The 23544-nt window shown below is 37.3% G+C and carries 23 protein-coding genes; 8 read left to right on the forward strand and 15 right to left on the reverse strand.

The genetic code is table 11. From position 1 onward, the window contains the following. The first annotated feature begins 137 nt into the window (after positions 1 to 137). A complete protein-coding gene (locus tag EKM64_RS07960) occupies positions 138 to 1025 on the forward strand; it encodes an outer membrane protein assembly factor BamD (RefSeq protein WP_125677392.1) in 888 nt (295 codons plus the stop codon). A gap of 450 nt (positions 1026 to 1475) precedes the next feature. Here the strand turns inward: EKM64_RS07960 and EKM64_RS07965 are convergent, their stop codons facing one another. Together EKM64_RS07965 and EKM64_RS07970 are read right to left on the reverse strand one after the other, a co-directional pair. Continuing rightward, positions 1476 to 1724, reverse strand: a complete 249-nt coding sequence (locus tag EKM64_RS07965; RefSeq protein ID WP_125677394.1) for a hypothetical protein — start codon at positions 1722 to 1724, stop codon at positions 1476 to 1478. Between the two features lie 254 nt (positions 1725 to 1978). After that, complete coding sequence (locus EKM64_RS07970) at positions 1979 to 3442, reverse strand: APC family permease (protein WP_125677396.1); 1464 nt, start codon at positions 3440 to 3442, stop codon at positions 1979 to 1981. A gap of 259 nt (positions 3443 to 3701) precedes the next feature. On the opposite strand from EKM64_RS07970, the gene EKM64_RS07975 reads away from it, so the two are divergent. Next, complete coding sequence (locus EKM64_RS07975; RefSeq protein ID WP_125677398.1) at positions 3702 to 4223, forward strand: DUF308 domain-containing protein; 522 nt, start codon at positions 3702 to 3704, stop codon at positions 4221 to 4223. Here the strand turns inward: EKM64_RS07975 and EKM64_RS07980 are convergent. Continuing rightward, positions 4220 to 4594 carry a PaaI family thioesterase gene (locus tag EKM64_RS07980; protein WP_125677400.1) on the reverse strand — a complete coding sequence of 125 codons (375 nt, stop codon included), beginning with the start codon at positions 4592 to 4594 and terminating at the stop codon, positions 4220 to 4222. The two genes, EKM64_RS07975 and EKM64_RS07980, sit on opposite strands and share 4 nt — an antisense overlap. A 26-nt stretch (positions 4595 to 4620) precedes the next feature. Here EKM64_RS07980 and menB point away from each other — a divergent pair, with 26 nt between their 5' ends. Continuing rightward, positions 4621 to 5436 carry a 1,4-dihydroxy-2-naphthoyl-CoA synthase gene (gene menB, locus EKM64_RS07985; protein ID WP_377769668.1) on the forward strand — a complete coding sequence of 272 codons (816 nt, stop codon included), beginning with the start codon at positions 4621 to 4623 and terminating at the stop codon, positions 5434 to 5436. Between the two features lie 15 nt (positions 5437 to 5451). Continuing rightward, positions 5452 to 6909: an o-succinylbenzoate--CoA ligase gene (locus tag EKM64_RS07990; protein ID WP_125677404.1), complete on the forward strand. Its 1458-nt coding sequence runs from the start codon at positions 5452 to 5454 to the stop codon at positions 6907 to 6909. Positions 6910 to 7399: 490 nt separating this feature from the next. Here the strand turns inward: EKM64_RS07990 and EKM64_RS07995 are convergent, their stop codons facing one another. The 7 genes from EKM64_RS07995 to serC all read right to left on the reverse strand — a co-directional run bounded on the left by EKM64_RS07995 (position 7400) and on the right by serC (position 16119). Next, complete coding sequence (locus EKM64_RS07995; protein ID WP_125677406.1) at positions 7400 to 8152, reverse strand: alpha/beta fold hydrolase; 753 nt, start codon at positions 8150 to 8152, stop codon at positions 7400 to 7402. A gap of 85 nt (positions 8153 to 8237) precedes the next feature. Continuing rightward, positions 8238 to 8510, reverse strand: coding sequence for a hypothetical protein (locus tag EKM64_RS08000; RefSeq protein ID WP_125677408.1), 273 nt, complete (start codon positions 8508 to 8510; stop codon positions 8238 to 8240). A gap of 607 nt (positions 8511 to 9117) precedes the next feature. Beyond that, complete coding sequence (carB, locus tag EKM64_RS08005) at positions 9118 to 12270, reverse strand: carbamoyl-phosphate synthase large subunit (protein WP_125677410.1); 3153 nt, start codon at positions 12268 to 12270, stop codon at positions 9118 to 9120. After that, complete coding sequence (locus tag EKM64_RS08010; protein WP_125677412.1) at positions 12263 to 13351, reverse strand: carbamoyl phosphate synthase small subunit; 1089 nt, start codon at positions 13349 to 13351, stop codon at positions 12263 to 12265. Before EKM64_RS08010 ends, carB begins: the two co-directional genes overlap by 8 nt. 201 nt (positions 13352 to 13552) lie before the next feature. Beyond that, positions 13553 to 13834: a LysR family transcriptional regulator gene (locus EKM64_RS08015; protein ID WP_125677414.1), complete on the reverse strand. Its 282-nt coding sequence runs from the start codon at positions 13832 to 13834 to the stop codon at positions 13553 to 13555. 54 nt (positions 13835 to 13888) lie between these two features. Next, positions 13889 to 15049 carry a 3-phosphoglycerate dehydrogenase family protein gene (locus EKM64_RS08020; protein ID WP_125677416.1) on the reverse strand — a complete coding sequence of 387 codons (1161 nt, stop codon included), beginning with the start codon at positions 15047 to 15049 and terminating at the stop codon, positions 13889 to 13891. After that, positions 15049 to 16119 carry a 3-phosphoserine/phosphohydroxythreonine transaminase gene (gene serC / locus EKM64_RS08025; protein WP_125677418.1) on the reverse strand — a complete coding sequence of 357 codons (1071 nt, stop codon included), beginning with the start codon at positions 16117 to 16119 and terminating at the stop codon, positions 15049 to 15051. Before serC ends, EKM64_RS08020 begins: the two co-directional genes overlap by 1 nt. Positions 16120 to 16393: 274 nt before the next feature. Between serC and EKM64_RS08030 the strand changes: the two genes are divergently transcribed. Both EKM64_RS08030 and EKM64_RS08035 read left to right on the forward strand, forming a co-directional pair. Further along, a complete protein-coding gene (locus EKM64_RS08030; protein WP_125677420.1) occupies positions 16394 to 17014 on the forward strand; it encodes a histidine phosphatase family protein in 621 nt (206 codons plus the stop codon). An 8-nt stretch (positions 17015 to 17022) separates the two neighbouring features. Continuing rightward, positions 17023 to 17277 (forward strand): hypothetical protein, encoded by a 255-nt coding sequence (locus tag EKM64_RS08035; protein WP_125677423.1) that lies wholly within the window; start codon positions 17023 to 17025, stop codon positions 17275 to 17277. A 41-nt stretch (positions 17278 to 17318) separates the two neighbouring features. Here the strand turns inward: EKM64_RS08035 and EKM64_RS08040 are convergent, their stop codons facing one another. Together EKM64_RS08040 and EKM64_RS08045 are read right to left on the reverse strand one after the other, a co-directional pair. After that, a complete protein-coding gene (locus tag EKM64_RS08040; protein WP_125677425.1) occupies positions 17319 to 17723 on the reverse strand; it encodes a hypothetical protein in 405 nt (134 codons plus the stop codon). A 377-nt stretch (positions 17724 to 18100) separates the two neighbouring features. Then, positions 18101 to 19045: a D-2-hydroxyacid dehydrogenase gene (locus EKM64_RS08045; RefSeq protein ID WP_125677427.1), complete on the reverse strand. Its 945-nt coding sequence runs from the start codon at positions 19043 to 19045 to the stop codon at positions 18101 to 18103. A 326-nt stretch (positions 19046 to 19371) separates the two neighbouring features. Here EKM64_RS08045 and EKM64_RS08050 point away from each other — a divergent pair, with 326 nt between their 5' ends. Further along, positions 19372 to 20091 carry an MIP/aquaporin family protein gene (locus EKM64_RS08050; protein WP_125677429.1) on the forward strand — a complete coding sequence of 240 codons (720 nt, stop codon included), beginning with the start codon at positions 19372 to 19374 and terminating at the stop codon, positions 20089 to 20091. Positions 20092 to 20244: 153 nt separating this feature from the next. On the opposite strand, the gene EKM64_RS08055 is transcribed toward EKM64_RS08050, so the two are convergent. Together EKM64_RS08055 and EKM64_RS08060 are read right to left on the reverse strand one after the other, a co-directional pair. After that, positions 20245 to 21468: an ABC transporter permease gene (locus tag EKM64_RS08055; RefSeq protein ID WP_125677431.1), complete on the reverse strand. Its 1224-nt coding sequence runs from the start codon at positions 21466 to 21468 to the stop codon at positions 20245 to 20247. Next, a complete protein-coding gene (locus EKM64_RS08060; protein WP_125677433.1) occupies positions 21461 to 22357 on the reverse strand; it encodes an ABC transporter ATP-binding protein in 897 nt (298 codons plus the stop codon). Before EKM64_RS08060 ends, EKM64_RS08055 begins: the two co-directional genes overlap by 8 nt. A gap of 102 nt (positions 22358 to 22459) precedes the next feature. Between EKM64_RS08060 and EKM64_RS08065 the strand changes: the two genes are divergently transcribed. Continuing rightward, positions 22460 to 23380 (forward strand): DMT family transporter, encoded by a 921-nt coding sequence (locus EKM64_RS08065; protein WP_125677435.1) that lies wholly within the window; start codon positions 22460 to 22462, stop codon positions 23378 to 23380. Between the two features lie 70 nt (positions 23381 to 23450). Here EKM64_RS08065 and EKM64_RS11755 read toward each other — a convergent pair whose 3' ends face one another. Beyond that, a complete protein-coding gene (locus EKM64_RS11755) occupies positions 23451 to 23534 on the reverse strand; it encodes an IS3 family transposase (protein WP_225420984.1) in 84 nt (27 codons plus the stop codon). Positions 23535 to 23544 lie beyond the last annotated feature (10 nt).

Genomic DNA, 23544 nt, shown 5'->3' on the forward strand with positions numbered 1-23544 from the left:
TGGTAAGGAACTTTGTCGGCCGACTTAAGTAACTTACATAAATAATAACGAGTGACGATACCAAAAACGGAAATACTTTTTTCAATTTCTTTTAACATGTTATAATCTTGGCAGTATTACTATGGAGGAATTAAGTTATGAAGAAAATACTAACGCTTATGGTAGCAACAATTGCAGCTTTTTTAGTTGTCGGTTGTTCTAATTCATCATCAAGCAGCAGCAATAATAATAGTAACGACTATAAGACAGAAATGTCTAAAGGTAATAAGGCCGTGGACAAGAAAGATTATTCCAAGGCTTTGACATATTACAAATCAGCTGATAAGGAAAAGAGTACTACTAAGTCTTCTGCATATAAGAAACAGGCCCAGAATCTTGTTAACGCAAAGAAACAAATGAACAAGCGTGAATTTTCAGACGCCAAGAAGTCATTGAACAAAGCCAAAAACCAATCTAATGGCAATTCTAAGATGACTGATCGCGCCAAGACACTTTTGAAACAAGTCAAAAGGATCATGCAAAATCGTTCTGACTTTAAGATAAATATCAAGACGGCCAAGAGTTTGATCAAGTCAGATAATATCGATCAAGCAACTACTCTCTTGAAACAAATTACCGGCTTTAAGGGAATCAAAGGTAAATATTACTCAGATATCTACAAACAAGCTAAAAAGCTCTTAGATGACATGCCAAAGAGTTCTGCTAAGGCTACAACATCTAACAGTGATTCTACTAATAATAGTAGTAACAGTTCAGATTCTACGACTACAAACAATGATTCAGCTACAGGCACAAGTGATAGCGACAATCCAGCCGCTAACGGTGATTTTGACAAAGAAAGTAGAAAATACGATGGCGGTACAATTACTAATTCCGACATTGCTACAGCCCGTCAACAATTAACTGATGCTGGTGTTAAGGATGTTCCAGCTTGGAGTGACAGTGAGATCATTCGTGCCATTAAGAATGCCCATGCAGCTGGCCGTACAACCGTACAAGAATCAGATGGTAAAGTTTCTAACTAGTATTGTTTTTCCCGCCTACGGTATTGAGTAATTCCACCTGTTGTGGGGACCGGTCCGAGCCTTGGTCTCGGGCCTCGATTTCAAGCTTTGCCCCGCAAATCTTGAAATTCGTCCGTGGAGTAAAACTCCACGCGCACAACTGGTTGCATTACTCAATATCTCCGGCTCTATATTTATGAATTTAAAAATGCCTTCTAGTGTATACAGATTTTATCTGTTTACTTTGAAGGTATTTTTTGTTGAATCATTTAATTCAAAAAAATAGCCAAGGAGTACAAGTAATGGAACCAGTTGCGACAATGGCGTTAGAACGGTGTTTTTCCGTTCTTACACCATGGACGATTCTGAGATTTGCGAAAGCAAAGCTCAAAATCGAGTCTTCAGACCTTGGCTGAAGACGGTCCCGCAACAGGTGGAATTGCTTGTGCTCTTCGGCGGATCAAAACCAGTTTACAAACTATTTTTATCCATAAATGTAGTACGACCTATTTCAAGTAATTTTGAATATACCTCGTTGTATCCTTCAATATCGATATTCAAATCAGATGATTCAATATCAAGCAAGTGCTCATAGTTCATATCTAAACAATCCGCTGTTTCTCTTTGATCCATACCTAGTTTAACCGAAAGACCCATAATCTTTCCGGCCATTTCATATTGTGGTGATTTCACCATACTTATCAAATATTCATCAATCATCACTAACTCCATCTATATATTATTCAATAAACTAAATTACGAAACCAGCGACGATCTAGTCAAAGAGCACAAGTAATGGAGCCAGTTGTGAAAGTGGAGTTTTACTCCACTGACGATTCCAAGATTTGCGCATGCAAAGCTTGAAATCGAGGCCCGAGACCAAGGCTCGGACCGGTCACACAACAGGCGGAATTACTTGTGCCCTTTGGCGAAAAAAACAGGTCAAAAAAAGACCCCACAAGAGGTCTTTTGAACTATTCCTTTTCTGATGATGTTTTAACGCCTTTATTACCCTTACCAAGATAAGAATGACGAATACCATAAGTAAAGTAAATTACCAAACCAATAGCAAACCATACCCCAGCATAAGTCTTAGCCTGAACATCAAGTCCCCAGAATACAAATAAAGCACCCAAGAAAGCAACAGCAGGTAAAACCGGATAAAGTGGCATTTTAAATGATGGTTCCGGCAGATCCTTACCTTCTCTTTTTCTCAATGGATAGATTCCTAGAGAAACGAACATGAAGGCTATCAAGGTACCAGCGGAGATCAACTGTGCCAAGAATGCGAATGGACAAAGTGAACCAACAACAACCGCAATAGCTGATAATGCGAATAGTGCATGGTTAGGCAAGTTACGTTTGTTCAATTTTCCTAACCAAGCTGGCAACATACCATCACGTCCAAATGAATACAACAGACGCGATCCAGCCAACATCATTCCGATCAAAGCTGTGAACATACCAATGACGGCAACCGCTTGAATAACACTAGCAATCCCTGAATGTCCAGCCTGACGTAAAGCCCAACCAACAGGTTCAGCATTGTTGGCATATTTAGTATATTTGAACATCCCGACCAATACCAAAGCAACGGCAACAAATAAAGTAACGGCGATAACTAATGAACCAAGGATCCCACGTGGCATTGTTTTCTCTGGATCTTTAGCTTCTGCCGAATTGGCGGCGATCGAATCAAATCCAATATATGACAAGAAGATCATCGAGACACCGGCGTAGATACCTTTCCAACCACCAAAAGCAGTTCCATCTGGATTAACGTGGTATTTAGGAATAAATGGTACGTAGTTTTCAATGTGAATGGCAGTTAAACCAACAATAATAAATGTCAAAATTGCTAGAACTTTCAAAACAACTAAGACGTTTTCAACTCTGGCCGCACCGTTAACACCTTTAGATAACAACCAGGCAACGGCGACTAGGACAATGACGGCCGTGATATCAATAATTCCACCGTCATTTCCTAAAGTGTTCGAGATAGACTTGGGGAAATTTATTCCCAGTGGTACTAATAACCCTCGAAAATTCGCTGACAATCCGGAACCGACAAAGGCTAAAGCAATAAAATATTCAGCCAACAACGCCCAACCGGCGATCCAGCCAAAGAATTCACCGAACATAACATTGATCCATGAATACGCAGATCCGGCAAATGGCATCGCTGCTGCCATTTCAGCATAAGCAAATGCTACTAGCCCCGCAACGATCGCAGCAATTAAAAACGAAAAGACCACCGCTGGGCCAGCATGATCAGCCGCAACGACACCTGGTAAAGTAAAAATCGACGTGGAAACAATTGTTCCGACACCCAAGGCTAAGAAATCCTTAACCGTTAAAACTCTTACCAGATTGGCATCCTTATCTTCATAAATACTCGGATCTTCCTTTAAGGTCAATCGCTTAAATATCCTGCTCATATAAAATCCTCCTCATAACTTGCTGCTGGTCTTATTCTCAAATTTGAATAATAGAAATAATGACATTCTAATAGTTTTCTAATTTAGTTGCAAGCTTTTTTATTAGTCAGCAGAGGTTAGAGACGAAAAAACGTTGTTGACACTTACTTATTAATTAAAATATTTTTAATTAATATAATTGACGGCAATCCCTTTAAAAACAACCTATTTGGATTATTCTGTTATCATAGTTTTATACTTAATTGGGGGAAGTGAAAAAATGGTCAGACAGTTCCAACTTTATCGTTGGCTGCGTTTTATCTTTTTGTTGGTTGTTGGAATATTGATAACGGCACAACCGACCAAAAGCGTAAACGCCATTATCTACCTAGTTTCTACTTATATTGCAATTTACGGCGTACTATCGATCATCGACGGTATCAGTATTAGACAAAAAACCGGCGAAAATAACATTGCCATCGGACTTGGTGCCGGTGCGTTACTTGTCGCCGCATTGGTTTTGTTCGTAGCCAAGATATTGATTCAACTTGTACCACCAGTATTAGGAATAATTCTATTAGTCAACGGAATTAATCAGTTTAGAGATTCCAATGAAACTAAAAGACAGGTCAACGTCACACCGTGGCTGGACTATTTCTATTCAGCGTTATTGATCGGTGTGGGGATAATTTTCATTCTCAACCCTTCCAAAACAATGATCTTCTTTTATCAATTATTTGGGATCGGTTTGATCGTCTTAGCTTTCTTTGAAATCATCAATTCACGGATCTATCGAAACTAATCTACCTTAACCTTTTTCAAAGTCATCGTACTCAAACTGGCACTGATCGCACTGCCTTTTTTGTGAGTAAAAGCTTGCCACGTTTGAATGTTTTTGCCAATTCGTACCGGTGTGGCCTCGGCAATGACAATTCCATCCTTAATCTTGTTGAGTTGATGTGTCATAATATCTACACCGACAGCCGCAAAACCGTCTTCTTTAATATTGAGGTTGGCACCGATGCTGCCTGCGGTCTCTGCTAGAACGGCATTGAGACCTCCATGCATGATCTTATATGGCTGTAAATGTTTATCTTCTATTGCCATCTCTAAGACGACTTTTTTCTTATTCTGTTCGACTATTTTTATCCCTAGATTTTCTAAAAGATTCATAACTTAACACCTCGGAGGTTATTTTAATGAGTAAATGGGAAACAATTAAAGAATATAAAGAAATTCTTTTTGAACGTATGGACAAGATTGCTAAGATCACTATCAATCGTCCCGAAAAACGTAATGCTTTTACACCTGTCACTGTACAGGAAATGATTGAGGCTTTCAATTACTGCCGTGACGACGCTTCGATCGGTGCTATCATTTTAACTGGACAAGGAGATCTGGCCTTTTGTTCTGGTGGTGATCAAAGTGTTCGTGGTAATGGTGGTTATGTTGGCCCCGATCACATTGCAAGACTAAACGTTTTAGACTTGCAACACTTGATCCGTATCATCCCTAAACCAGTTATTGCTATGGTACGTGGCTGGTCAGTCGGTGGTGGAAATATTTTACAATTAGTCTGTGACTTAACGATCGCAGCTGACAATGCTAAATTTATGCAGACCGGCCCTAAAGTCGGTAGCTTTGATGCTGGTTATGGTTCGGCCTATCTTGCTCGAGTTATCGGACACAAACGTGCTAAAGAAGTTTGGTTCTTGTGCAAAGATTACTCAGCCGATGAAGCCTTTCAAATGGGCTGGATCAATAAAGTTGTTCCTTTAGATGATATCGAAACAGAAACTATCGAATGGTGCAATGAGATCTTGCAAAAGTCCCCTACTGCTATTCGCTTCATTAAAGCCGCTATGAATGCCGACACTGATGGAATCGCCGGATTACAACAGATGGCTGGAGATTCAACCATGCTATTCTATACGACTGACGAAGGTAAAGAAGGTCGCGACGCCTTTTTAGAGAAACGTGATCCGGATTTCGACAAGTTCCCCAAATTCCCCTAGAAAGGAAGATGAACTTTGGAAAATTGGTTAAAAAAACAAACTCAGCTTAATCCCAATAAAACAGCCTTGATCCTCGAACACTCTGACTTCACTTTTTCTGAATTAGACGAGAGTGTACAGTTATATGCCAGCAAACTTGCAACCTATGGTGTAAAATCACATGACCGGATCGCAATTTTTATCACTAATAGTTTCAACGGTTATATTGCCATTTTGGCCTTGCAACAACTCGGCGCTGAAATTGTTTTTTTAAACACTCGATTGTCAAAAGACGAATTAGGTTTTCAGTTACGAGATTCAAATGCCAAATTTTGCTTGCTAGATGACGGTGCCGATTTATCAGAGATAACTCAAACAAGTTTTCCACAAGTTAAGATCTCTGAGACATTATCATTACACTCTGCTAAAAGTTATCAACCTGTGGAAGAATTCAATAATGACGACATAACTTCGATCATGTATACTTCTGGAACTTCTGGACGCCCTAAAGGAGTCTTGCAAACATTTGGCAATCACTTCTATTCTGCCATTGGAACTTCTTTGAATCTCGGGATCTCTTATCGTGATTCTTGGATAATTGCCGTCCCACTATTCCATATTTCTGGATTTTCAATTGCAATGCGCTCTTTGATTTACGGTATCGGCGTTTATTTGATACCTAAATTTGACGAAGCGTATATCAACAAGATTTTGATCAATGAACGTGCTTCGATTATATCTTTAGTACCAACAATGTTAAAAAGATTGCTAAACAATCTGACCCCTAAGCAAAAATACAATAGCAACTTCCGCTGTGTTTTATTAGGCGGTGGCCCGATCGACAATTGGACTTTGTTACGTTGTAATATGTTAGCTATCCCTGTCATTCAAAGTTACGGTATGACCGAGACTGCCTCAAATGTAGTCGCATTGACCAATCGTGACGCCGAGAGAAAAGTCGGATCTTCAGGACAGGCACTCTTTCCCGTTCAGTTAAGGATCACACAGCAAAATAATGATGGGATCGGTGAGATCGAGGTCAAAGCACCCAACGTTGCCAAAAGCTATTTGAATATGCCCGAACTATTTAAGCAACGAATGACAAGTGACCAATACTTCAAAACCGGTGACATCGGTTATTTAGATGACGAAGGATTTTTATTTGTCAAAGGTCGAAAAGATGATATGATCATTTCTGGTGGAGAAAATATTTACCCCGAAGAAGTCGAAAACCTTTATAGCAAAATTAAAGGTATCCTAGGAATTACTATTTTAGGAAAACGTGACGAAACCTGGGGACAGATTCCCATTGCCTACGTAATTCTAGATGAAAATGCTTATCTTACCGGCGTAGATCTATTGGAATATGGTCGTGATCACATGGCACATTACAAAGTTCCAAAGGAATTTCGCCAAGTCGATCATTTTCCACAAACATCCAGTGGAAAAATCTTGCGGCGTAAGATGCATGGAATGGTATATAAGTTGCTATAGGTATCTAAGTATCATCCCTTCCGATTCAATTCAACTAGTTAAAAAAATAAGAGCCAAGATAAATTTTTAATGTAAGGACCCCTTGTATTGGAGAAATCCAAGCAAGGGGTTTTTTATGTCAAAAAACGCCTAATCACATTTAAGTGATCAGACGTAAAATTTCATAATGAAAATTTATCTTAGCTTTTTAAAATCATTCCATTTCGATAATAATACTAGAAACAACGAATACACTAGTCTTTGGGAGCACCAAATTTTCTTGCTTCCAGAGGCGGCATAGAACTCCTGTTTTATTACCCTTTATACTATCCTATACTCACACAATAAAAGCTGAAGATTTTGAGTAATGGAACCAGTTGTGAAAGTGGAGTTTTACTCCACTGACGATTACGAGATTTGCGAATGCAAAGCTCATAATCGAGACGAGAGACCTTGGCTCGAGTCGCTCGCACAACAGGTGGAATTACTCAAAATCTTCAGCGGAATCCACCTAATTTAAATAATACTCAAAAAAGTTAGCGATTTTGTCCATCAATGGTGGCTCAACCAAATGTCCTGCCTTATAGCCAGTAATAAAAGCTACTTGTTCAGCGTAATCATGACCTTGAATCATATCAAAGAAATCCTTAGATTCTTCATAAGGAATGCGCTCATCCTCAGTTCCATGCCAAAATAAAAGTGGACGTTTATTGATTTTTTCTGGATGTAAATTCAAATCATAATTATCGATCCAGCTTGTCAGCATTTTTAGATCATTTGGTACGTAAATACCATGATTTTTGGCGTGATATCTAACAAGCTCTGCATAAGCATTCAAATTCGGTGTCCCCATAATGATCGTTCCGGCTGTTATCTCTGGGTGTTGAGCCAATAAGGCCCCTGTTGTCATTCCACCCATTGAATATCCTCCAACACCAATTTTTCCATCTTTGATCAAATTTCTCTTTCGATAAAAGCTCATTATCATTTCAAATTCGGCCAAATTGCCTTGAATACTGTTCCAAAATGTAAATGAAGGAATTGACGAAACATCCTCTAATCTTTTACCGTGGTGCATTGCATCGGGCATGACTACTCGGATATTTTTAGCAGCAAGCTTTCTTGCCTGTGTCAAAACCAATTCTTTTTCCGAACGCCATCCATGATAGAACACAACCAATGGCACCTCTTTGTAACGATTCTCTTCCTCAACTACTTCGAGTACCGGCACGTCTTGAAAATTTCTCTGATAAATCTTAACCATCAAATTCACCTCTTTTTTACTATATCATTGGACAAAAAAAGAGGCACCAAATATTACTCTGGTACCTCGGGAATAATTGCGAAATCTATCGACAATTCAAAAGATAATTGATTTTGAATAACAACTCTTCAACATCACGTCTATTAAGATCGTCAGTTTGTAGAGAATAATAAACTAAATCACTGCGCAAATTTGCGAGTGGCATTTGCCAATCGACTTGCTTATTCATTTTAAAAATATAACTCATCACAAGTTCAATCAAGACTTCTTCAGAATTGATGTTAAAAGTCCCAACAGATTCTTCTAATTCGCGAACTACTTCGTCGCTCTTTATAGACGTTCCTTTAACTTCTTCCAAGACTCATACCGCCTTCAATCCATAATCAAAACTAAAACTTCTATCTGATATGATTATCTAACATTATTCCGACTATTTATAACCATAATTATAAAATTGGATTGTTTAAAATTGACATAGACCAACAATATCGGCATTTAGAGCATTTTCGTTCAGAAAAATCTTATCGTTAAAGGCATAATATTATATATTGATGGCGCTTCAATTACTAATGCTTATAATATTCTGTTGCTGACTAGAATTAAAATGTTTTTTCACAAAGTGTGGAAATATCATAAGTAAAGCTTTATAATGAAGATGGTTTATATAGGCGGGAAATATGAACTTAACTTCTTGTTATTGTTACACGTAGTACTCCTTCTCAACTGCTTGTAAACAGAGTTTGTGGTAGGCTCTGGATCTCTCGCAATAAAGGCTAGTGGTAGGCCTTTATTTTTTTATTCTAAAATAAATTAATCAATTTTGAACCAAAATTCGAACTTGCTGTTTAAAGAACTTTTTAAAATTGGTCTAGATATTTTACTAGAAAAATATTTAAAAAAATAAAGCAAAAAAAGTCCAAAATCTGAAATGATTTCGGGCTTTTTATTTTGAACTAATTTAATCTTTAAAGAGCCTTCGTATAAAATGACTGTGATTCAAGAACATCCAACATTCCATAGACTGTATCAATAGCAGTGAACAGTGTTACTCCATGAGCAACAGCCAAGGTCCTGACATATTCGCCATGATCCTTATCGTCGATCACTGTATTGATAACAACGTTGATTTTTTTATCTAGCATCATCTGGTGCAATTCTTTAGGTTCAAGTTTTTTAATTTTTAAACCTTTAGAGGACAAGTAATCAGCGGTATTGCCTGTAGCCAACACTAAGAATCCTAAGTCACGGAAACGTTTTGCAACTTGATAACTCTCAACAAAGTCTGATTCCCTAGTTGTAATCAGAACTTTACCATGATCTGGAACATGTAATTTGGCACCTTCAAAGGCCTTATAAAGTGCCTTTTCAAATGTCTTATCGGTCCCCATAACTTCACCAGTTGACTTCATTTCTGGTCCTAATAATGGGTCTACACCATTCAATTTTGAGAAGGAAAAGACCGGTGCTTTCACGTGAACTAATTCACCAACAGGCCTTAATCCATCTTGATATCCTTGTTCATGTAAAGTCTTTCCCAGAATAACATTGGTTGCCACTTGAGCCATTGGAATATCGGTTACCTTACTCAAAAATGGCACTGTCCGACTGGCACGAGGATTAACTTCGATAACGTAGACTTTTTCTTCGTGGATGACGAATTGAATATTCATCATTCCAATACAGTTAAGATCCTTAGCCAATAACTTTGTATAGTGAACGATCTGATCACAAATATCCTGTGAAAAGCTTTGAGTCGGATACACAGACATTGAATCTCCTGAATGGACTCCAGCACGTTCGATATGTTCCATGATACCTGGGATCAAGACATCGTTACCATCACAGATCGCATCTACTTCACACTCTTTACCGATCAGATAGTGATCAACTAAAACCGGATGGTCGTGCGAGGCCTTTACGGCATTGTGCATGTAGTAGTCAAGATCCCCTTTGTGATGAATGATTTCCATTGCCCGACCGCCTAAAACATAACTAGGACGGACTAGAACTGGATATCCAACTTTTTCAGCGATCACTAAAGCATCTTCAGCATTATCCGCCGTATCACCACTTGGGTGAGCAATATTGGCATTATTTATGACCTTTTCAAACTCATCACGATCCTCAGCACGGTTAATATCTTCAACACTAGTACCGAGAACCTTTACGCCATGTGCAAGTAGTGGCTCAGCTAAATTGATAGCTGTTTGACCACCAAATTGTAAGATAACACCTTCTGGCTTTTCTAGATCAATAACATTCAAGGCATCTTCCAAAGTTAACGGCTCAAAGTACAATTTATCAGAAACAGAAAAATCAGTCGAAACTGTTTCCGGATTACTATTCATAATGATGGCCTCATATCCGGCCTTTTGAATTGCTTTAACGGAATGAACCGTCGCATAGTCAAATTCAACACCTTGACCAATTCTGATCGGACCAGAACCGATAACTAAAATTGACGGTTTGTCGCTGACGATACTCTCGTTCTCTGTTTCATATGTTCCATAAAAATATGGTGTTTCAGAATCAAACTCACCTGCACAAGTATCAACCATCTTGTAAACTGGCAATAATTTATTATCAGTTCTAAATTGGCGGACTTGATCCTCTGATTGACCCCACATTTTGGCAACAGTTTTATCAGAAAAGCCATTTTTCTTAGCAGTTAATAAAATTTCTGAATCATTAATATTTTTCTTTAAATCGTCTTCGATTTCAATGATATGAAGTAATTTATCGAGGAAAAATAAATTGATTTTTGTTTTATCTGCTAACTCATCGATCGTCATACCACGGCGAATTGCTTCAGCAAGATAGAATAGTCGATCATCTTTAGCATGAACGAGACCTTCCTCCAGGTCTTCATCTGAAATCTGATGCAATTTAGGCTCATCAATATAGTTCAACCCGATCTCAAGAGAACGCACTGCCTTAAGGGTGGCTTCTTCAATATTGCGTCCGATAGCCATAACTTCACCGGTTGCTTTCATTTGTGTACCCAATAGACGGTCGGCTTTAGTGAATTTATCAAACGGCCATCTAGGAATCTTACAGACAACATAATCTAGTGCCGGCTCAAATTCAGCATAAGTTGTTCCAGTAACTGGATTGATAATTTCATCCAAAGCCAGACCAACAGCAATTTTAGCGGCCACTTTAGCAATTGGATAACCAGTTGCTTTAGAAGCCAAAGCACTCGAACGGCTAACTCTAGGATTAACTTCGATCACAAAATACTTGAAACTCTTGGGGTCAAGGGCCAACTGAACGTTACAACCACCTTCGATTTTTAGAGCTCGAATAATTTCCAAAGCTACATCTCTAAGCATTTGAAATTCACGATCACTCAAAGTTTGAATCGGTGCATAAACGATAGAATCACCAGTATGTATGCCTACGGGATCAAAGTTCTCCATCCCACAGACGACCATCGCATTGTCATTGGCGTCACGCATAACTTCAAATTCAATTTCTTTGAATCCAGCAATACTTTGTTCAAGCATTACTTGAGTAACCGGTGAAAGTGCTAGACCACGATCAACAATTTGACGTAATTCCTGTTCATTATCAGCAATTCCACCACCTGTACCACCCATAGTGAATGCAGGACGGACGATCAATGGATAACCAATTTTGTTACCTGCCTCAACAGCTTCTTGCATCTCATTAACGATAGCTGATTCAGGAACAGGTTCTTTCAAAGTATTCATTAAACTCCGAAATTTCTCACGGTCTTCAGCTTGATCGATCGCATCAAGTTTTGTTCCTAATAATTCGATCTTTAATTCTTCCAAAATACCTGATTTAGCAAGTTCCATCGCCATATTTAGGCCTTGTTGACCACCTAATGTTGGCAAAATTGCATCTGGAAGTTCTTTTCTTAAAATCTGCGAAACGAATTGATAAGTAATCGGTTCAATATAAACCTGATCGGCAATTTCTTTATCAGTCATGATCGTAGCTGGATTGGAGTTGACCAAAACAACTTCATAACCAAGTTCCTTCAGAGCCATACAGGCTTGAGTACCTGAATAATCAAACTCAGCTGCTTGACCAACAATAATCGGACCGGAGCCAATTACCATGATTTTGTGTATATCAGTTCTTTTAGTCATGCGAAACTTTCCCCTTTTCCTTATTCTCGTCGATTATTTCTATAAATCTATCAAATAAATAGTCAGCATCATGTGGGCCAGGAGCTGCATCTGGATGATATTGTACAGAAAAGGCCGGGTAGATTTTATGTTTGATCCCTTCAACGGTTTGATCATTGATTTCTTCGTGAGTAACTTCTAGATCAGTATCTTTCAGTGATTCACGATCAACTGCATATCCATGATTTTGGGAAGTAAAATCTATTCGACCAGTGGCAAGTTCACGAACAGGGTGGTTGAATCCACGATGTCCAAACTTCATTTTGAATGTATTGGCTCCATTAGCTAAAGCAAATAGTTGATGCCCTAAACAAATTCCAAATAGTGGCACTTTCTTTTCAACGCCACGGATCATTTCCAAAGCAGTTGGAACATCTTTGGGATCGCCAGGTCCATTCGACAACATAACGCCATCAGGGTCATGACTCAAGACATCTTCGGCACTGGAATTTGATGGTAGGACAACGATATTACATTTTCTAGCAGAAAGTTCTCTTAAAATAGAAAGTTTTAATCCAAAATCTACTAGGACAATTTTTTTACCAATAGCTGGAACTGAATATGCTTTGCTGGTCGTACTTGTAGCGACTTCATCTCGAGGCAAGCTAGCTTCTTTGAGATCACTAACAGTTGTATCGGTTATTTCGTCTACTAAAACAGCTTTCAAAGCTCCTTTAGAACGGATGTGTCGTGTGACTGCCCGAGTATCGATTCCACTGATACCAGGGATATTGTTTTGTTTCAAATAATCATCTAATGACAGATCCATTCTCCAATTACTGGATCGTCGGGCCAATTCATGTACTACTATACCTTTGCAAGTTGGGGTTATTGATTCATGGTCATCGCGGTTGATACCGTAATTTCCAATTAGTGGGAAGGTAAACATTAAGATCTCCCCATTATAAGATTGATCTGTAATTGATTCTTGATATCCAGACATCCCCGTGCTGAATACTAATTCGCCAAATGCGTTAGCATCGGCACCAAATGCTTGGCCGGAATAAATATTTCCATCTTCTAATACCAAGTAACGTTTCATTATTTCACCCTTTCTTGAATAAATTGACCTTAAAATGATTTATCACACTTTTAATTTAAACCGTGATTGTTAAGATTGTACAACTACTTGCTTAGAATTCAAACAGTTTTTTTATAATAAAATTAAATTTTATAATTTTATTATAATAAAAAAAGGCTTTATTGTCAGGCAATAAAGTCTTTTTAATTAAACAACAAAAATTTAATTACGTTTATTATACTCAGGATCATCTAGATCTTTCTCAATATCCATACCGTACAAATGATTTACCGCAGAATCTTTTGGAGCAGGATGCACAACTAGGATCGTTGTGGCCCCTTTACTGCTGACATAGCCCACAAAGGACGTTACTTCTTCAACATAATATGCCAATCCATCAGAATGAATAATATACTGACCGGCAACTGGCATATTTTCTACGTAAACCTTATTCATACGAATATATTCGTCACCTTCGTGTAACACGATTAAAACTTTATACATAAGCTCGCCTCTTTGAGATTGTTCTACCATAATTAACGAAAAAACAATAATTTTTTACCTATGAGCAATCAATCTGACTCTACGTACTTCAGGTATTTCTTGAATTTGTTTTAATAACTGATTTTTATAATTTAAATTATCAACATCTATAACTGTATAGGCCGTTTCTGCCTTAGCAGCATTAGCCATATTATTTATATTGACATGAGCTTGGGCTAAATGAGTTGTTATCTGTCCTACCATGTTTGGAACATTCTGATGCATCACGGTAAATCTATAAGGGGCATTGAATGGTAACTTCATTCCAGGGAGATTTATCGAGTTAACAGTATCGCCATTTTCCAAGAAATTCATGATCGTATTGGCCGCTTTGATTGCCCCATTATCTTCGGCCTCCAGAGTTGATCCACCAATATGAGGAGTAGTGATCACACGAGGGTTATCAGCAATAATATCATCCCCAAAGTCAGTACAGTAGAACTGGATTTTTATACCTAAGTTGTCGACAACTGCTTTATTATCAACGATCCCACCACGGGCGTAATTGAATAAAACAACTTGATCTTTCATAGCCTTGATCTCTGCGTTTGAAATAAGTCCCATCGTCTCTTTGTTTTTTGGTACATGTATCGTTACATAATCGGCATTTTTTAAAGCTTGTTTCAGATCAGTTAGACGATGAACTCGATTATTGATTTTCCAAGCCGAATCAGCCGATAAATAAGGATCGTATCCACTGACATTCATCCCCAAATTAACGGCTTCATTCGCGACTAGTGAGCCTACATTGCCAAGTCCTACCACAAGGAGGTTTTTCCCAAATAATTCGGTCCCATTGAATTTAGCTTTGTCGTATTCAACTTGTTTAGATATATCAGCATTAATATTCTGATGAGAATAATCGTAGGCCGCAAATACTTTTCTGGCTGTGGCGATCATCATTGATATAACCAATTCCTTAACCGCATTAGCATTACTTCCAGGAGTATTAAAGACGGCTATACCATGATTAGTCGCGTCTTTTATAGGAATATTATTTACTCCAGCTCCGGCCCGGGCGATAACTTTTAAAGTTGCTGGAAATTGTGCTTTAAGTAGGTTGACGGAACGGATCAGATAAGCATCGGGATTATCTGGTTGGTTGATCGTATATTCTGGCGTAAAGGTGTTTAATCCTTTATCGGCAATGGCATTGAAAGTTTTAATTTGATACATTAGCGTATCCTCCTGTTTTCTGACTCAAATTTTTCTAAGAAATCTACTAAGGCCTCGGCCCCCTCGTATGGCATCGCATTATATAAACTGGCACGCATACCGCCAACTAGACGATGCCCTTTCAAATTAACTAAATTATTTTCTTGAGCTTTTTCAATGAACTTTTTATCTAGTTTGGGATCACCAGTACTAAAGACTAGGTTTGTCAGTGAACGTGATTTTTTTTCAACTGTATTATTGAATAGTTTAGAATTGTCTAAAAAGTCGTATACTAAGCTTGATTTTTGACGATTACGATTCTCAATTTCAGGCACACCACCAAGATCCTTGAGCCACTTTAAAACTAGATCAGCAGCATAAATCGCAAATACGGGTGGAGTGTTCAACATCGAATTCTTTTTAGCAAGAATTTTATAATTCCACATACTTGGAAGATCGGTATCAACAATTAGATCCTTTCGAATTATTACGATAGTCAATCCGGCAATACCAAGATTCTTTTGTGCCCCGCCGTAGATCAGATCAACATTTTCAAGTCGATAATCTTGCGCCAAGAAATTTGAAGATACATCTAATACCAGATGTTTAAGGTCTGGTAATTGGTCATACGCTGTACCTTCGATCGTATTATTAGTCGTCAAATGAATATAATCTAAAGACTGTTGCGGTTGACTGATTTTAGGAATATTGTGATATTGGTTGTCCTTTGATGAAGCAATCGTATCGACCGTTATTCCGGCTTTTTTTGCCTCTTCTTGTGCACGAATGGCCCAATGGCCTGTATCAACTAATCCAATGTGTTTTGTTTTTGCAATATTTAATGGTATCGTCGCAAATTGTGTCGTGGCACCACCTTGTAGAAATAATATTTCGTAATCATCAGTTAAATTTAATAGATCTCGTAAATTTGTTTTGGCCCCATTAATTATGTTTTCAAAAAGATCAGAACGATGAGAAATCTCCATTACACTCATTCCTGAATCGTTAAATGATGGCAGATCACGTTTGATTTGGTTAATAACACTTGTAGGCAACATGGCTGGCCCAGCTGCAAAATTATATACTGACATATCTTCATCCCTTTCAAAATTATAAAAAAAGTCCCCACAGACAGCTGTGGGGACTACGTTAGTACATTTATTGCCCCACAGTTTTCAATCGCTTGAAATCCATGTGGCTAATCGTAAATAAGCCTACACGGATAACCATGTAGACAAGGAGGAGCTTATTAAGATAAAATGAAATTGTTCTAACATAATTAGTAATCCTCCAATTAATTTAGAGATATTCTAACAATGAATGCTTAAAGTGTCAATATCAGTATACAGAAAACGAGGAATTTAAATGACAGAATTTTATCTAGTAAGGCATGGTCAGACTACTGCTAATGCTACTGGTATCAAGCAAGGAAGCATTAATAATGAGATGACGCATTTAACTGAAGTCGGAAAAACGCAAGTTGAAAAATTACACAAAACTTTCGACATTTCTAATTTGGATCAAATTATTAGCAGTCCGCTTTTTAGAACTTTAGAAACAACCAATATTTTAAATGATGGCTATAATTTACCCATTTCAACCGACAAAAGACTGATCGAAATTTCCTATGGACAGTGGGACGGACTGAAAAATGCCGACTTAAAGGCCGCCTATCCTGAACTATTCGATCCATATATCCAGGATGTTTTACCAGACTATGTTCAAAAAGCAACTCGTGGCGAAACATTTGACGGAGTTGCTGATCGTATTAAAGAATTTTTAGTCGAAACGGCCCAGAAATTTCCAGATCAAAAAATATTACTTGTAACACATGGATTTTCTATAAAGGCTGCTATGTTAGGCTTATTTCACCCAGATGATCCTATGATGATTCCTGAACCAGATAATGCCAGCGTAACCAAACTGATTGTTTTGGGAAAGAGTCGCAAGTATTATTTGAAATACTATAATCGGCAGAGAGCGTAGGAAATATTATGTCAGAAATAAAGATCGATAATTCAACGACCTTAGAAGATGCAAAAGAACTTATTTTGAAACCAGAACTTGAGAAAATCATTCTTAATGTTGATATTGCGGCAGATTATTTACCGATCCTTTATCATGTTTTTCGACTAAACAGGATCACAATCCTTGGGAATAAAAAGGCCGTCAGCATCGCCCCTAATATTATTTTAAATGACAATGTTAATGGTTACGACGAACGAGCAATTTTTGTTGAAGTGAAATAAAATAACACGCTGATCAGTGAAATCACTAATTAGCGTGTTGCTTATTTACTACTTTTTAGAATTTTATTAAGATGATCATTTTGAACGAATAAATAAAATGAACTAACAATGGCATATAAATTATACAAGCTAAAAACAATCATCCAAGTTATTTTACTAGTAAAATTTGTCGTCAGAAGCATCTTCAAAGATTGAGTTACTGAAATATTCCACGTTTGTCCTATTTGAACTGAAAAAATAATCATTATCAAAATTGAAACGACTATTCCCGCCATTTGATGAACATTAACAAAATTTTCTTTCAATTCCACTAGATCAGAACGGCCGTCTTTACCTGATGTTAAATTATATTTAAGCTCCAATACACTTTGAATCAGGCTAAGTCCTAGAAATACTGCCGTTATAAGTAGCCAAATAAGTGTCATAATAACTAGTATTTGATCCATTATTCCCTCTTAGATTATTTTATAGTTTCTAAAAATGGCCGCTGCGGAATCAAGTTATTACACACCTGTTACACAGCTCCTACGGTTAGTTACTATCATTTAATATATAATTACTACTCTTTTAGTATACAGATTTAATATTAAGAAATTGTATACTTCATGCTTTTTTATATTTTAAAAACATAAAATAACAATTAAAGGCAGGACTTCTCAAAATATTGAAGTCCTGCCTTTAAAATTTTAATTCACATATTTAAAACGAGTTCCGAAAGACAACTCCCTGCGCTTACTACGGATAACGAGTATGGCATAGACCGCCATTCTCATTACCCTAGGTAATGCTCAGGAGTTAAACGTCTTTCTCCACTCTCTACTCTCTAATAACCTTTACTATAACTAACTAAATTTTCAACGACTTCACCGTTTTCGATATAGGATTTCAAATTCTTCTTGAAAATCTTGAAAGCTCTTTCTTCATAATGAACACTTCTACCCGCATTATGTGGTGTCAAAATTACGTTCTTCATGTCCCATAATGGACTGTCTTCTTTTAATGGTTCTGGATCAACGACATCTAATCCAGCTCCGGCAATTTCTTTTGTTTGTAATGCTTCAACTAAATCATTAGTGTTTGTTGATTTGCCACGGCCAATACTAATAAAGTATGAAGTCTTAGCCATTTTTTTGAAGAAATCTTTATTAAACATTTTTTCTGTATCTGTTGTATCTGGTAATGAATTTACGACAAAGTCTGCTTCTTTCAGATGTTTGTCTATATCATTCATAGATACCATCTTATCAATATTTGGTAGTGGTTGATCAGAATGTCTAACTCCGATTGTACGCATTCCTAGTGCCTTAGCATACTGAGCCAATTGACTTCCAATATGACCAACCCCAACTAACATAACTGTCTTGTTATAAACTTCATCGTATTTTTTCTCACGGTGCCAAACTTTTTTAGTCTGATCCCAAGTTGATAAATTCATACTACGTTCAAACATCAACATGTAAGCCAAAGCCTGTTCAGCAATATTGATCGAATTAGCACCTGAACCAGTTGATAGCATAATTCCTTTTTCATCTAAAGCTCTTAAAGGTAGTGCGTCTACTCCAGCACGAATAGTTTGGATCCAATTTAGAGTTTCACTATTTAAAATATCTTCTTGAAGTCTCTTTGACCAATCAAATAAAACTTCTACTCCTTTTAAGTCTTCGGAGGTAGCACTTTTGGCAGAAACCACATTGAGGTCTACACCTTTGATCTCCTCTAATTCTTGTTTTTGCTTGTCCGTTAGATCTACTAAACTTAAAACTTTCATTATGCTTCCCCACTTCTTAGGAATATTTTTTTATACAATAACACACGATAGTGTTTATTGATTATTTCTATAACCAGTCTATAACATTTGGTGGTGTATGATACAATAAAATGCGTAACTCAAATATTTGCTTTATTTCATTTGTTATGTTATTAAAATCGATTGCTCCTAACGGAGCAATTTTTTATTGTATAAGTAATGTTATATCACTAAAGACAAGATGTTTTAACGAATTTATCCTATCTAATCCCATTTCTGATATATTTTTTTAACTAATGAATAATTAAGGTTGTTTTGAGAAATAATTTTATTGGGGTATTAAAAATATGCACTATTCATTATTAACACGTCTAATTGCAGAATTTATTGGTACTGCAATCATGGTTGCTTTAGGTAATGGTTCAGTTGCCAACGTTGAATTAAAGGGAACTAAAGGTTTTCACGGTGGCTGGGTCCTTATTGGATTCGGGTATGGTATCGGTGTTATGATCCCAGCCATGATGTTTGGACCAATCTCTGGCGGACAAATTAATCCAGCGATGACATTGGCATTAGCTTTCAACAATGAATTTCCATGGGCCGAAGTCGGTCCCTATATTATTGCCCAATTCTTAGGTGCAATATTTGGTCAGGCTATGATCGTTGCCGCCTACAAACCATATTACGACAGAACTGACAATCTCGAATCTGTTCTGGGAACATTCTCAACGATCGATGCTGCTGATAGTCGCATTAATGGATTTATCAACGAATTTATCGGGACCTTCCTTTTAGTTTTCGGAGCTGTTATGTTAACTTCTGACAAGCTCGATCCACGTGCCGATTTTATTGGATTAGGATTTCTAGTCATGTGTTTGGTTGTTTCATTTGGTGGACCAACTGGACCTGCTTTGAACCCCGCTCGTGATCTTGGACCACGTATTTTACATGCAATTTTGCCATTAAAGCATAAAGGATCATCGCAATGGAAATACAGCTGGGTACCAGTTGTCGCCCCTATCCTTGGAGCAATTTTGGCCGTTAAAGTATGTAGTTGGTTCTTTTAGAGAGTGCGACAAAACATGTTCAACTTTCGAGTATTAAAATAATAGACACTGTAATCCGATTTTGGATTACAGTGTCTATTTATTTTAAACGGAAAAAATTATGTTTTGTCGCACATTTATACCATGGTTCTCTTTATATCCTCAAAATACAATCTATTTATTATAAGACAATCCTCGTTTAAACCTCTTCCAAAAACTAGAATCATCAGTCTGTAACATCAAACCTTGATAGATCTTACTAATATAAAATGTCATCAAGACAATACTCAAGATAAGTATCCCTAGTGATATAGCTATTTCCCAAACATTAGCCTCGGAATTAATAACTCTCATTGGCATAAAATATGATGAGAAAAATGGTACATATGATAAGATTTTGACCGGCAAGGCATCAAGATGATTTTGGAATGGAAATGTCACGATAAATGCCAACACACTTAGCATTATCACAGGCTGAGCTGCCTTTGACGCATCTTCAGCTTTCGTAACTAATGCACCACTGAATGCTGCTAAAATAGTATAGATAACTACTCCTAGCAACAAGAAAACTAGATTAATACTTAATAAATTATGTAAAACGGAATTTATCAATGTATGATATTGCGACATGATATCCTTAGTCATTGAGGCTTTTTGGGCAATTAAATATCCACCCCAGCCACCGACCAGATAAATAAGTATCTGAGACAAAACAACTAGTAGCACTCCTAAAACTTTTCCAATGAAATATTTGCTGGCAGTAGTACTGGAGAAAATAATTTCCATAATTTTGGTGCCCTTTTCAGAGGCGATCTCTTGAGCAGTTATTCCAGTATATGTTACTAGAATTGTATAAACCATACCGACTGTTACCCAAAAAGAAATTATTTTAGCAATCTTAGCAGTCCCAGTTTTCTTAGAGATTTTCTCTTTAAACGCAGGTTGGCGCTGCAACTGTTGAACTTGTTCTAAGGTCATCCCAGCTTTGGCATAATTCAATTGTTGCTGAATCTGACTGGTGAATGTGATGACTTTTGTTTTTAAAGAACTGTCGATCGAACTAGTACCGTAATAAGTCGCCTTAATCTGATCTTTATCAGTGTTCAGAATCAAATATCCAGCTAATTTATTTTTATCCATAGCTTTTTTGGCATCAGAAACCGTCGTGACCTTCTTATCAACTGAGCTTTTATTAGTTTTGATAAATTGTTCGCGCATCTCCACTTCATTACTAATAACTGCAATCTTTGAGCCGCTGTCGGCACCATTGGCACTAGCATATCCAGCTCCCATACTGATTCCAAAAATAATGAATGGTCCTAAAACTAAAGCTACGAAACTCCACGATTTAATTTGTCTTAAAAACGTTTCAAACGTTACTATCCAAAGTTTATTCATTGATCGCACCTGCCTTCATTCTAAAAATTTCATTCAATGATGGTGGTTGCTGACTGAATTCTTCAATATATTTACCATCTGTCAATTTTGTAAATATTTCTTTACCTGCGGATTCATCGGCCAACTGTAATAAGTAACGATTTGATTCACGTTCAACCACTGAAGTGACTTTTGGCAATTGTTCTAATCGTTCTTTGGTCCAATCAGTTGTGACAAATAGATGTGTCTTTCCGAATGAATTTCTAACATCACTAACAGTCCCATCTAAAACTATCTCGCCATTTTTTAGCATTACTAATTTATCGCAGAGCTCTTCGACATTTTCCATATCATGACTAGAAAAGATAATTGCTGCACCATTTTGTTTAGCTTCTAAAATTGCTTGCTTCAATAAATCGGCATTAACTGGATCTAATCCACTAAATGGTTCGTCTAAAATAATCAATTTAGGATCGTGGATCATTGTACAAATCAACTGAACTTTTTGCTGATTCCCTTTTGATAATGATTTGATTCGATCCTTTTTTGTTCCTTTAACTGCGAATTTTTTGAGCCACGTATCTATTTGAGGTCTGATTTCTTTAGCCGGACGATTCTTCAATCTTGCTAAATAGACAATTTGTTGTTCTACCGTTAGTTTTGACATTAAACTTCGTTCTTCCGGTAAATAACCTATCTGGTCAAAAACCGTATCGGTTATCGGTTTATCTTCCCAAGTTATTTCTCCGTCATATTGTAAAAAATTTAGGATACTGTGAAAAGTTGTCGATTTACCGGCACCGTTTTGACCAATAAGACCAAGTATCTGACCATTTTCAACTGAAAAATTGATATCATTCAATGCTTTAACTGTTTTGAACTCTTTACTAACATGTTTTACATCGAGCATCGTGATTCTCCCCCCCTGATAATCTTTTTTTTAGTGTATCGTATAACCTTTTTTTCACCTAATTTTGTGGTAACATTTATTTTATTATCTGGGGGATATAAAATGTCTAATAAACAAAGGGGATTCTTATATGCCATCGCCGGTCCATTCTTGTGGGGAATATCTGGCAGTGTGGCGCAATTCTTATTTAACTCGCAACGTATACCAACTCAATGGCTTGTGGGACTAAGACTGATCGTTGCTGGTTCATTACTTATCTTATGGTGCGGATTCACCATGAAATCGGAAATTTTTAAAATATTAATGCGACCACGTTATATTTTCCAACTACTATGTTTTGGACTTCTGGGAATGTTGCCAGCACAATATACATACTTCATGGCGATAAAATATGGCAATGCGCCAACCGCGACGGTCTTACAGTTCTTAGGGCCGTTGTTCATTATCCTGTATTTGTCACTTCGTCAACTGCATCTGCCACGAAGAATTGATGTATTATCGATCATACTTGCACTGTTTGGAACTTACTTACTAGTGACACATGGTCAAATGAACCAATTGGCATTATCGCCATTAGCAGTTTTGTGGGGAGTCGGGTCTGGTTTGAGTCAAGCTTCCTATACACTTTTGCCCAGAGAACTGTTAAAAAAATTTGACGCTAGAATAGTCACCGGATGGTCAATGTTGCTAGGTGGAATCGTCTTTGCACCGGTAGCGCATCTTAATCAAGTCCCAAGTTTAAATATGACATCTTGGATCGCAATTATTTTCATAATTACTGGTGGAACAATGTTTTCTTATCTATTCTATCTGCAAAGTTTAAATTATTTAACCGCTACAACTACAGGTATGCTAAGTGCCTTTGAACCGTTAACAGCTACGATCCTTTCAGTTACCTTATTGAGCACACATATCGGTCCAGCCGAAATAACCGGTGCGCTACTGATATTGGCGATCACCTTTTTACAGGCGCTACCAAAACAACTATTTGTCAGACGGCACAATCAAGTTCATCCGCAATAAAAAAGAGATATACCGCACCTGAAATGGCACTGCAACTATTTTTTGAGACATTAAAATAAAAGCACTTCTTTTATTGGGCTATTAAGTTCCGGTATTCTACCGGCGACTGATAGCCCAGTTTTTCGAATATTCGTTCTTCATTCCAAAATTTGATGTATTCTTCT

It is taken from the genome of Companilactobacillus keshanensis (genome assembly GCF_003946205.1).
Classification (GTDB): Bacteria; Bacillota; Bacilli; order Lactobacillales; family Lactobacillaceae; genus Companilactobacillus; species Companilactobacillus keshanensis.